General features: G+C 64.9%; 15 protein-coding genes. 8 read left to right on the top strand and 7 right to left on the bottom strand.

Annotated elements, in window-relative coordinates; all coding sequences use genetic code 11:
* Positions 1-48: 48 nt before the first annotated feature.
* Positions 49-960 carry a hypothetical protein gene (locus tag ACGF8A_RS28495; RefSeq protein ID WP_393113054.1) on the top strand — a complete coding sequence of 304 codons (912 nt, stop codon included), beginning with the start codon at positions 49-51 and terminating at the stop codon, positions 958-960.
* Positions 961-1,245: 285 nt separating this feature from the next.
* Here ACGF8A_RS28495 and ACGF8A_RS28490 read toward each other — a convergent pair whose 3' ends face one another.
* The 7 genes from ACGF8A_RS28490 to ACGF8A_RS28460 all read right to left on the bottom strand — a co-directional run bounded on the left by ACGF8A_RS28490 (position 1,246) and on the right by ACGF8A_RS28460 (position 6,109).
* Positions 1,246-3,015, bottom strand: a complete 1,770-nt coding sequence (locus ACGF8A_RS28490; protein WP_393113052.1) for a DUF2326 domain-containing protein — start codon at positions 3,013-3,015, stop codon at positions 1,246-1,248.
* A complete protein-coding gene (locus ACGF8A_RS28485) occupies positions 3,003-3,227 on the bottom strand; it encodes an ABC-three component system middle component 6 (RefSeq protein WP_393113050.1) in 225 nt (74 codons plus the stop codon). Before ACGF8A_RS28485 ends, ACGF8A_RS28490 begins: the two co-directional genes overlap by 13 nt.
* The gene (locus tag ACGF8A_RS28480; protein ID WP_393113048.1) at positions 3,224-3,988 is read right to left on the bottom strand and encodes a hypothetical protein; all 765 of its coding nucleotides are present in this window, start codon (positions 3,986-3,988) and stop codon (positions 3,224-3,226) included. The genes ACGF8A_RS28485 and ACGF8A_RS28480 overlap by 4 nt, the downstream gene beginning before the upstream one ends.
* A gap of 520 nt (positions 3,989-4,508) precedes the next feature.
* A complete protein-coding gene (locus ACGF8A_RS28475; protein WP_393113046.1) occupies positions 4,509-4,886 on the bottom strand; it encodes a hypothetical protein in 378 nt (125 codons plus the stop codon).
* Positions 4,883-5,224, bottom strand: coding sequence for a hypothetical protein (locus ACGF8A_RS28470; protein ID WP_393113044.1), 342 nt, complete (start codon positions 5,222-5,224; stop codon positions 4,883-4,885). Before ACGF8A_RS28470 ends, ACGF8A_RS28475 begins: the two co-directional genes overlap by 4 nt.
* Positions 5,224-5,655, bottom strand: coding sequence for an ATP-binding protein (locus tag ACGF8A_RS28465; protein WP_393113042.1), 432 nt, complete (start codon positions 5,653-5,655; stop codon positions 5,224-5,226). The genes ACGF8A_RS28470 and ACGF8A_RS28465 overlap by 1 nt, the downstream gene beginning before the upstream one ends.
* Positions 5,656-5,701: 46 nt before the next feature.
* Positions 5,702-6,109: an NUDIX hydrolase gene (locus tag ACGF8A_RS28460; RefSeq protein ID WP_393113064.1), complete on the bottom strand. Its 408-nt coding sequence runs from the start codon at positions 6,107-6,109 to the stop codon at positions 5,702-5,704.
* Between the two features lie 107 nt (positions 6,110-6,216).
* On the opposite strand from ACGF8A_RS28460, the gene ACGF8A_RS28455 reads away from it, so the two are divergent.
* The 7 genes from ACGF8A_RS28455 to ACGF8A_RS28425 all read left to right on the top strand — a co-directional run bounded on the left by ACGF8A_RS28455 (position 6,217) and on the right by ACGF8A_RS28425 (position 10,329).
* Entirely contained in the window at positions 6,217-7,002 is a 786-nt protein-coding gene (locus tag ACGF8A_RS28455; RefSeq protein ID WP_393113040.1) for a GntR family transcriptional regulator, read from the top strand.
* A gap of 155 nt (positions 7,003-7,157) precedes the next feature.
* Positions 7,158-7,514: a hypothetical protein gene (locus ACGF8A_RS28450; RefSeq protein ID WP_362158382.1), complete on the top strand. Its 357-nt coding sequence runs from the start codon at positions 7,158-7,160 to the stop codon at positions 7,512-7,514.
* On the top strand, positions 7,514-8,893 hold the full coding sequence (locus ACGF8A_RS28445) for an FtsK/SpoIIIE domain-containing protein (protein WP_393113038.1): 1,380 nt from the start codon (positions 7,514-7,516) through the stop codon (positions 8,891-8,893). The genes ACGF8A_RS28450 and ACGF8A_RS28445 overlap by 1 nt, the downstream gene beginning before the upstream one ends.
* A gap of 88 nt (positions 8,894-8,981) precedes the next feature.
* Positions 8,982-9,641, top strand: coding sequence for a DUF2637 domain-containing protein (locus tag ACGF8A_RS28440; RefSeq protein ID WP_393113036.1), 660 nt, complete (start codon positions 8,982-8,984; stop codon positions 9,639-9,641).
* Between the two features lie 12 nt (positions 9,642-9,653).
* The gene (locus ACGF8A_RS28435; protein ID WP_393113034.1) at positions 9,654-9,845 is read left to right on the top strand and encodes a mobile element transfer protein; all 192 of its coding nucleotides are present in this window, start codon (positions 9,654-9,656) and stop codon (positions 9,843-9,845) included.
* Positions 9,846-9,860: 15 nt separating this feature from the next.
* A complete protein-coding gene (locus ACGF8A_RS28430) occupies positions 9,861-10,055 on the top strand; it encodes a hypothetical protein (protein WP_393113032.1) in 195 nt (64 codons plus the stop codon).
* Positions 10,056-10,080: 25 nt separating this feature from the next.
* Positions 10,081-10,329: a SpdD protein gene (locus tag ACGF8A_RS28425; protein WP_393113030.1), complete on the top strand. Its 249-nt coding sequence runs from the start codon at positions 10,081-10,083 to the stop codon at positions 10,327-10,329.
* The last annotated feature ends 27 nt before the right edge of the window (positions 10,330-10,356 follow it).

Raw genomic sequence — 10,356 nt, 5'->3', positions numbered from 1 at the left:
CGTACAGTGCGGTCACGAGGGTGTTCAAGTTCGTCGTCACAAACGATCATGAACACCCTCTCTTGGCGCCCGCAGGCATTCGGAAAGACTCGTCTAGCCCAGACCAGTTCAGATTTGCTGCGCGCGTTCCGAGAGCACGCCAGCCGCGCGGTAGAGCTGCCGGCCGGGGTAGTGCCGGGCGGTGTTTGGGCCCAGGAAGCCGAAGCTCTCAGTGCCATGCCTGAGGGGCCAGAGCGGGATGCCCGATGGAATCTCCACCAACTGTTGGTCGACGCATGTCGGCTGGTCTGGGCACATGTGCTCGACCACGTTCGTGCGCTGGAGCACGATTTGATGATGTCGCCGCCTCCGGTGTGGTCGCCGCTGACGTTGTGCCGCGCGACTCTGGAGGGCGCGGCATTCGTCGGTTACCTAAGCAACCCGGCTGTGTCGGTGGGGCAGAGGATTGCTCGGGCGGCCAGTCTGCGGGTGAAGGAGGCTCAGAACCAGAGCGGTGCGGCTGCGGTGCTCGGCCCGGAGGAGCAGGCCGCAGCCGTACGTGACATCGCGGAGGCCGAGCAGCTGGTAACCGCTGCGGGGGCTGTACAGCAGGTCAACCGGCGTGGGCGGCTGACCGGGTACACGGTGGACGGGGAGTCTGCGCCTCTCGACCACAGCATCTCTGCGGAGATCAAGGCGTTCCTGCCGCCGTGGAGCACGAGTTCGTATCCCTTGGTTTCCGGTGCAGCGCATGGACGTCCGTGGATGATCGCGCGAGGGCGCTCGGCAGACGGTTCCTGGGCTGGTGAGGCCGCTACTGTGCTGGCTGCGCTGATCACCGTCATGGGTGCGTTGGAGGCAGGCGTCGACGTGTGGGGGGCCTACCTGGGGCGGGACGTCAGTGCCGTCCTTGTCGCGATGGAGGAGGCGCGGATGTCGTTCCTGACGGACTCGTTCGGCCTGGCGTACGCGCTGTCCTGAGCGGTCGGGCGGACAGCGCCCGGACCAGGGGCGGGGCTCGGGCTGTGGCGGTCAGCGCGAAAAAATAAGACAGGACGGGGCTCCGTGAAACTGGGCTGGATTCGGACCTGTGCACACGGCTCCGGAGCCCTCTTTGTTTTCAAGTAACGTTGCTGTTCACAGCCTCACTGACACAAAAGTTCGTGACAGATGAGCGCCCCTACAGTCACCGTGGGCGCGGAGGGCCCTGGAGTGCATGTCGTAACGGCATCTCAGCCATAGATCTCAGAAGGTGCCACTAGCCTATTAGGAAACCGTCTGACCAAACCGGAATCCCAGCAGGGCGTCTTCTGGTCGCGCGTCTCCGAGCTGTAGCCTTACATAGTTCTCCCATTGGAGGCCGATCTCGTGGAGATCTGAGATTGGCAAGTTATCGCTGTTGATGAGCGCAATGTACTGGAAATCGAGTTGTTCGCACGCCTGCTTTCCAAAGTCCAACGCAAGGGCGATCTGACGCTCATCGACACCTTCGAAAAGTAGACTGTCATGCAATAGGAATCCGGGACTAACCATTGCCCTCTGCCACACCTGAGCGAGCGCAATATCGTAGGAGTAGATACTCATCAGATCCACTCCATTTGAGCCGCGGCGTTGCATCTTAGTCTCGAAAACAAAGCCATTATCATTCAGGCCAAAATTAATTTCCCCAGGTTGGCCGTAGAGATACTGCGTCACTTCCACAAACTTTGATGTAACGGACGACCATTTTGGACGCCGCTCTGCGCGATCCAGCAGCGCTCGACTGAGCAAAGCTTGACGACCCGAGGCGACTGTCGCTTCTTCGGCTGCGGAGCTCTCTAGTTCGGCGATCCTCTTTCCGATTTCTTCGAGGCGTTCCTGGGTCCTACCCAGGCGGAACTGCAACTGTCCGAGATCCTCGACTGCTCCACCCTCGTTGAGCATGCGAATCAAGTCTGCCCGCTGACTATCCAGATCGTTTAGGGTGGTTGAGATTTCACTAGCACGTGCCCGCAGGCGCGCTACCTCATTTTGCAAGTATTCTCGCCGGTGTCCCGTTACCTCGTTATGGAATCGGATAACATCGGTCAATTCTCTGCTTACGTTGTCGGGAAACAGGAGGCCTGCTTCACTGTAGATGTCCTTTACCCGATTAAGGTCGCCCGGTGACTCGGCTGACATCTGTTCCTCATATCGGGCAATCTTCTGTTTCAAGATAGATGACTCGTTCACGAGTTCACGCATCTCGGTCGTCAAATGCTGTGTCTGTTCCTGAACTGCTGCATATTCAGGAACGACACGAAAGTGGGCTACCTGATTGCGTAGACGTTGCTGGTCGGCAAGCAGTCTTACTTGTTCGTTCTCCAAAGCGGCCAGAGTGGAGCGTTTGTGAACTGTTGAGTCCTGTGAAGGTACGCGAACCTTCTTTTCCTGATCCTTGAGCACCTGCCATTCGGATGCATGGCGCCAGTTGAGTCCCACAAGGAACGCGTTATAGACCTGCTTCTGGTAACTGCGAATCTGGCGTGATGTGGTGAACGGATCAAGATACGCATCTCGTCCCGATCGAGCGAAATACGAAATGAGCGCACGAAACGTTGGTGAGTATTTTTCTGCTGTCGTCTCCTCGGATAGATTGAAGCAGATTTCTCCCAAGATTTCTTTCCAGCTCTTGACGGAGATTTCAATGTCCCCATTCAGGGACACTTTAGCTGCATCCATCGAGGGCAGGTCGCGAGCAGAGTTGGTTAGGGTAACGACGGTCGGCTTATCCAACGAGCGTCGTACGGTGAAACTTGAAAAACCGTACTCTAGATCGAGGGAAAACTCCCATTCATCCCCCCGTAGTTGATGGATTACGTTCTTCTGGGTTACAGAAGAGCCGAGGCAAAAATGGATGATCTCAACGAGGGTGCTTTTTCCTACGCCATTCCGTGAGTCGCGATCGCTAGAGGCCGCACTACGCTCGGCCACGATCAGATTCAAGCCATCCTCGAATGACACCTCGCGGAAGGAGTCCTTATTTGCCCCTACCTTCCTAATCTTTAGCGACGCCATGAGAGAGTTCCCTTGTCTAGTTCGACAATTCCGACTGTGTACAAAAAGTCAAGACAAAGGATGAACCTCTCGTACGAGATGTCGAATCCACCCTCGCGAATTTCATCCCACAAGGAGGAAACGGTTGTGCTGTCCTTACGCAATGCCAGGATTGAACTTGCCTGACCTAAGATAGAATTTTTGGTGTTTACGTACTTGTTTGGCGCAATCATGATGTGGTCTCAAAGATGTCGCATACCTGAAATAGGTGGGCTAACACAGCTAGGCCTGCCGCATGGCGCTCGAAGTCCGCTGAACCGCCAGCGGCGAAGCTTTCCATTAGCAGAAAGAGTCCATCGCCTTTGATTCCCGTGTTTCGGTGCCTGTCATATTCGTACCTGAATCCCGCGATCAGCCTCGGCGGAAAGTCCGGGTCTACATGGGTGACCATACTTTGCAGGTACTCCGCCACGAGTGGAGCTTGCATTAGCCCCATTGTGATCTTCTTAGAGCTGCTAGGGCCAAGATCGTTGAGACTAATCTTTTCGCGAGGCGGTAGCGAGTTAAAGGCTGTCGAATCGGCGAGTTCGCTCGAAATAAGTCGACTGCAGACGACCTCAAGTTCAGGAAACTTGATATCGCTCATTTTGTTCTCAAGATTCCCATCCACCCAATCAAGATGCTCCTTCTTCATCGCCCTTAGCACCTCATCGGGGTAGTCGGCCGGCTGGCCGTCCACGAGTCTGTGGCAGGCCGCACATAACAGCAATAGGTTCTCGAAACTGTTCCGTTGTGTATCGGATACAGTCGAGTCGGCGCGCGGCCCGTCGTTCGAGAATGCCACGATATGCGCAATATCGCCCACAATCGTGGTGCTGCTCTGTTTCGTGGCTGGATAGATGAGCTTTCTCCGGCACGATGGAAAGGCGCAGCGACCAGCGGCAGAGCCGAACAGCTGCTTGATCGTCTGCTCTGTGTAGGACCTTGATGCCATGCTCCCCCCAACTTCTCTGCTACCAGGCTATGTTCATGTGCCGACCAGTGCTAGATCCACGCTGGCTCATCGCTCTGGCCGGTCCTGCAGAGCTGGGCGGCGGCTTGGGAACCAGCCAGTCTTAGCAACGCTCCGAGTGCGCTGCCGGTCACTTGTGGACTGAGGTCGGCGGAGCGGGTTTGGCCGGTGGCCTGCCCGGTCTGGGGTCGAGCATGATCAGGGGGCCGTACGCTGGTTGGCAACTCGGGCAGGCTTTGGGCCTGACCGCAATTAGCACGAGTGGCCCCCTGGTCTTGCTCGACGCGGGACCCTGACCGGGGAGGTGGCTAAAGCCGTGGAGCCGACCGCCCCCGCCACGGCGTACCCCTTCTCTGGCATCAGGTGGCTGCATGCTTTGAGCGCGGCACGGGCGCTGGCCGGGCTGGAGCGGGACGGAGGCAGGAGCGCAGGCCCGGCCGGGGGCCGGGCCGCGTGCGGGGAGCGAAGCGAGCCGCCTTGAACCCGTAGAGAAAGTTGTAACTCAGTCTGTGCAGTGCGGCTCAAAGCTGTGTGCGCATGCTGGGAGTTCAGCTTCCTGCCGGTGTGCGAGGGGCAGGAAGATCACTGGGCGGATGGTCCAAGTGATGCGGACGTGGGCGTGCGTGATGGTCACCGTGCACGGCTCGGAGCGCAGGAGAGCCCTGCGGGTTTCGGCGCGCTCTTCGTGCAGCCATGTCCACGCTTCGTCCGACGCGTCAGAGTCGAGTGCCGGTGAGATGGTGCGCAGAGCGATGGCGACCCATCGGTCCGCCTGGGGTGCCGAGTACGCGTCGAACGATGCCAGGAGCGCCGGCCCTCCTGCGCCGGTGACGTCTTCGGTCCAACACTCGCACCAGTAGCCGCGGGTGGGCCCGTTCATGAGGTCGCTCCCACCGGGTAGGCCAGCACCACGTAGCGGGTGCTCTCGTCGTAGAGAGTGAGTTGGTAGCCCGTGCCTGTGGTCAGGTAGGCGAGGGCTCGTTCGTGCTCGGCCTCGTCCGTCAGCCAGTGCAGGCCCGGCTGTGCGTGTGCGGTGTCGAGCTGGTCGGCGATGTGCCGCGTGCGCTCTTGTAACCAGCGCAGTGCCAGGCGCGGGCTCGTGGCGTCGTGTGACCCCAGAGGGATGGAGCGGATCTCGTTCAGCGGGTAGGCGACGGCTCGGCACAGGTAGGGACGGCTGCGGCTGCCTGTGCTCAGCGCTACGGAAGGGGCGGACATCAGCACGGGTGCCCTCCTGCCGGTCCGGCCTCGGTGAAGAGTTCCGCGGTGACCGTGTAGCCGCCGTGGCTGTCGTGGACGACGACCCGGTGGGCGAGCGCGCTGACCATGCCCAGGCCCCGGCCGTGCTCGGCCTGCTCGTCCTGGTGCTCGACCTTCGGGGCCGTGCCGGTGTCGCCCTCGTCCGTGACTGACAGGGCGACCACCTGCGGGGAGACCGCGAGTGCCAGGTGGAAGCTGCCCGTCTGCTGGCCGCTGGCGGTGTGGAGGATCGCGTTCGCGCTCAGCTCGCTCACGATCAGCTCTGCGTCCTCGGCCAGAGGAGAGCCGCGCAGGATGTCCCGCGTCCAGCGGCGGGCCCGGCTGACCTCTTCCGGGAAACCTGGGCAAGTCAGTCCCCAGGCCCTCACCGTACTCGTATACTCGTGCATACAAGTTCCTTCATGCTGGTAGGCCGCCATGTGCAGCGGGTTCGGGCTAGACGAGTTTCACGCCGTCGTGGGCGCGGATGGCCGGCGGGGACGCCGCGTCGAGTGCGTCAATGACGCGGATCGCGTACGCCTCGTCGGCAAGTTCGGAGACTTTGTCGCGGGTGACCCAGCGCAGGGCTCGGGTCTCGTCCCCGGTGGTGGGCGTGCCGTCGGCGGCCTCGCAGCGGAAGACCAGCGAGACGATCAAACCCGTCATGTTCTTGTAGACGCCGGTCAGGGTCGCCGGAAGGGCGATTTTGATGCCGGTCTCTTCGAGGACTTCGCGCTGAAGGGCCTCGGGGATGGTTTCCTCGCGTTCGAGGATTCCGCCCGGCGGCTCCCAGTGACCGTTGTCCCGGCGCTGGATCAGGAGGGCCCGGCCCTGGTCGTCGACGACGACTCCGGCCACGCTCACGGAGTGCGGGCGTTCTGTGCTCACGTTCCTCGGCCCTCTCGGCTGACTAGGCTCTCCACCGTAGCAACAAAACTCGCCCACTCGTCTAGATACCTAAAGGAGTACGCATGGCGTCTCTACCAAGCATTCTCGGCGGCCTCGACCCGACCAGTGATCGTGCGGTCTTCCGGCAGATCGCCGACCAGCTGCGCGAGGCCATCGACCGTGGGCGCTTCAAGGAAGGGGAGAAGCTGCCCTCAGAGGCTGAGCTGGTCGAGCACTACGGCGTTTCCCGGATGACCGTCCGGAACTCCTTCTCGATCCTCCAGGGCGAGGGCCTGGTCCACGCCGAGCACGGCAAGGGCGTCTTCGTCCGGCCCCGGCCTCCGGTGCGCCGCCTCGCCTCCGACCGCTTCGCCCGGCGCCACCGCGAGCAGGGGAAGTCCGCGTTCATCGTGGAGGCCGACGCCGCCGGCAGTCACCCGAAGGTCGACAGCCTGGAGGTGAAGGAGGAGAAGGCCAGCCAGGACATCTCCACCCGACTCGGTTCCGTGCGGCGCGTACTCGCCCGGCGTCGCCGGTACCTGCTCGACGGCCGGCCGGTCGAGTTCGCCACGTCGTACCTCCCCCTCGACATCGCCCGCGGTACTCAGATTGCCGAGCCCAACCCTGGCCCCGGCGGCATCTACGCCCGTCTCGAGGAGCTGGGCCACCAGCTCGACCACTTCGAGGAGGAGATCCGGGCCCGGATGCCCTCGCCGTCCGAGGTGAAGACGCTCCAACTGGCCTCCGGCGTGCCGGTGATCCACCTGATCCGCACCGCCTTCGACACTGCGGGGCGGGCCGTGGAGGTCTGCGACACGGTCATGGCCGCGGACGCCTACGTCCTCTCCTACCAGCTTCCGGCGACCTGATCGGCGGTGCGCGAGGCCACTTCTCCGGACTCGTACACCCCGACACGCATACTCGTATAGACGAGTGGGCAAGTTGTGTGGCAAGGTAATCTCGTTCCCGGCGTCGTCGGGTTCGAAGGATGCACCTTGTCTAGACGAGTAGATGGGAAGAAGCCTTGCGCACCATCCGTGTGGAGACCTCGGCCGCGACGATTCTGCTGACCGAGGCGCCCGAGCCCAAGGTCCGCGACCGGCAGTCGGGCGAGATCGCGAAGGACGCCGTCAGCGGTGAGGCGCTGATGACGATCGGCGTCGTGTACATCGAGGAGGGGGAGTCGTCCCTGATCAAGGTGACCGTTCCGGAGAGCGGGGTGTCAGAAGGGCTTGCCCTCGGTGCCCCGGTCTCCCTGCCGGGCCTGGTCGCCCGGCCGTGGGAAAGCGTATTCAACGGCCAGCAGCGGCACGGCATCGCCTTCCGGGCCGCCGCCGTCACTCCGGCCGCCTTCCCGGCCGCCGTGGGGGCCACGGCCTGATGACCGACCTGTCAACGCTTCTGGAGGTGGGTGGTCCCGTCGTCACGCTCGGCGGTGGGGCCGCCTACGCCCGGGCGCGACACCCCGGCGTCTACTGGTCCACGGTCGGCTTACCGATAGCCATGGTCCGGCTGCTCAGCTCCTACGGCTCCGTCATGGAGGCGTGCGGGCTGACCGTGGCCCCCTCCCGGCTGCGGGTCCTGGCGGTCAAGGCCACCACCCGCCGTGAGGTCCGGCCCGTACCGCCGCGTCGGGGGATCATCCGGCCGACGACGACGGGGCTGCGGGTCCGCCTGCGGCTCGCCCCGGGGCAGGAACCCGCCGACGTGGCCGCCTCCGCCGAACGGCTGCGGCACGCCTGGGGCGTCCACGCCGTCTACGTGACCACGCTCAAGCCGGGCGTGGTCGAACTGCGGCTCGTCGGCTTCGACGTGCTGCGGCGGGTGCGCATGCCGCGCAAGCTCCGACCGGGCCTGCTCCGGGTGCCGGTTGCGCTGCGCGAGGACGCCACCCCGTTCGTACGCGACTATCGCACCGTGCCGCACCAACTCGCCCTCGGCGCCACGCTGTCCGGCAAGTCCATGTACCTGCGTCACCTCGTCGCCGGCCTCGCCCATCAACCCGTCGCCCTGGTCGGCATCGACTGCAAGCGGGGTGTGGAACTGGCGCCCTTCGCTCCGCGCCTGTCGGCGCTCGCCACCGACCCGGAGCAGGCCGCTGAGCTGCTGCCCGTGCTGATCAAGGAAATGGAGGACCGGTACGACCTGATCAAGGCCCGGCAGGGCATCGCGCCGAGCACGCCTGACGAGGAGATCACTTCCGACATCTGGGGCCTGCCCGAGCACGAACGTCCGGTGCCCGTCGTGCTGTTCGTCGACGAGGTGGCAGAACTCTTCCTCGTCGCCACGAAGAAGGACGAGGAACGCCGGGACGAGATGGTCACCCAGCTCATCCGGCTCGCCCAGCTCGGCCGGGCCGCCGGCATCTACCTGGAGGTCTGCGGCCAGCGCTTCGGCGCCGAGCTGGGCAAGGGCGCGACCATGCTGCGGGCCCAGTTGACCGGCCGCGTCTGCCACCGCGTCAACGATGCAGCCTCCGCCAAGATGGCACTCGGCGACATCGCCCCCGAGGCGGTCTCCGCCGCCTGCGCCATCGCCCCTGAACGACCCGGCCTCGCCGTGGCCGGCGACACCTCCGGCGGCTGGTTCCGCATCCGAACGCCGTACCTCTCCCTCGGCGACGCGGCCGAGACCTGCCGCGAGTCGGCCCACCTGGTCCCCGACCTGCCCGCGCTCAAGCCCTTCCGGCCCGACGTGCCCGCACGGCCGCCCGCCGAGACACCGGGCCCGGTCGTGCGGCCCCGCCCGGTGACCGACTGACTCGCGTCCGCACTCACCCCCGGTCGGCGTGACCGCCTCACGCCATGTCCCTACCCCTCCCATGCCCGAATCCGGAAGGAGCCGCAGCATGCGCGCCCACCTGGCCCGCGTCGACGCGGTGCTCGTCCAAGCGGTCATCGCCGCCGCGCTGTCCTTCGCCCACCTGCACGACATCGCCTCGGCGGCCGGACAGGACGGGTGGAAGGCGTGGGCCTATCCCGTCTCGGTCGACCTGCTGCTCGTCGCCGCCTGGCGCCGGCTGCGGTCCGGCGACGCAAAAGCGGCCGGGTGGTGCTGGTTCCTGATCGCGCTCGCCGCGTCCCTCGGCGCGAACGTCGCCACGGCCGGACTGCTCGATCTGGAACACGTGCCGGCCTGGCTCCGCATCCTCGTCGCGGGCTGGCCCGCGGTCGCCTTCCTCGGCGGAACCCTCCTTGTCCACTCGCCGCCGACCACGCACGACGGAACCGGTGACGCCGTGGAGCAGGAGGAGCCCGCGGACATCGAGGACCACGAGGACGCGCCCGATCCCGCCCCGGAACCCCCGGCGCTTCCGGCAGTCGAGTCGGCACCAACTCCGGCTCCGGCCTCGCCCCCGGTCGCCGTCCCGGCCGCCCTGGTCGAGCACGCCCGCAAAGTCGCCGCCGAGCACCACGCCCGCACCGGAACGGCCATCGACATCCCGACCCTGCGCGCCCGCCTCGGCGTCCCGCCGCCCATGGCCGACGCCATCGCCGCCCAGCTCTGAAAGGAGACCCAAGTGAGCGCCAACCGCCGCTTCCGCTCCATCACCCGCATCGGCCCCGTGCAGGTCGGCACGTTCTACGACGGCCGCGGCCGGGAGAAACACACCGCCGCCTGTACCGCCCCGCGCTGCGGCTTCTCCGCCGACTACGACAGCCGGGCCGCCGCCGAGTTGGCCGCCCGTACCCACCGCTGCCCCGTCCGATGAAAGGACCCGCACACCGTGACCGTCAGCCTGCCGCTGGTCGTCCTCCTCGGCTTCTTCGCCTGGGGAGCGGTCAAGTTCCTCGGCGTCCGCACGTGGATCGTCGTCCTGATCGCCCTCTTCGGCTTCTGGCTCTCGCACACGTTCATGGCCCCGGCCATCGAGTCCGGAACGCGCTCCGGCGTGGACATCGCCAACGGCTCACATGACTAGACGAGTAGATAAGGAGAGCTGCGCTGTGTTGCTGCCCAAGTACCCCGACAGCCCGACGCCGCCGCCCGCGCACGTCCACCACACCGTGGCCGACCAGGTGCCCGCGCGGCGGCCGGTCCCTCAGATCTCCGTCAGTACCGGAGCGGTCGCGGCCGTCCTCGTCGGCGGCGTCGTGCTGACCGCGCTGCTGGCCGCCGTCGCCGTCTCGGCCATCTCCGTGGCCGTCGCCGCCGTGGTCCTGCGCTCGCTGCTGCGCGACCAGTACCGCCGCTGACGCACCGGACCCCCGGGGCGGCCTCGA

Source organism: Streptomyces sp. NPDC047706 (assembly GCF_043204795.1).
Classification (GTDB): domain Bacteria; phylum Actinomycetota; class Actinomycetes; order Streptomycetales; family Streptomycetaceae; genus Streptomyces.
This window is presented reverse-complemented; position numbering and strand designations above follow the sequence as displayed.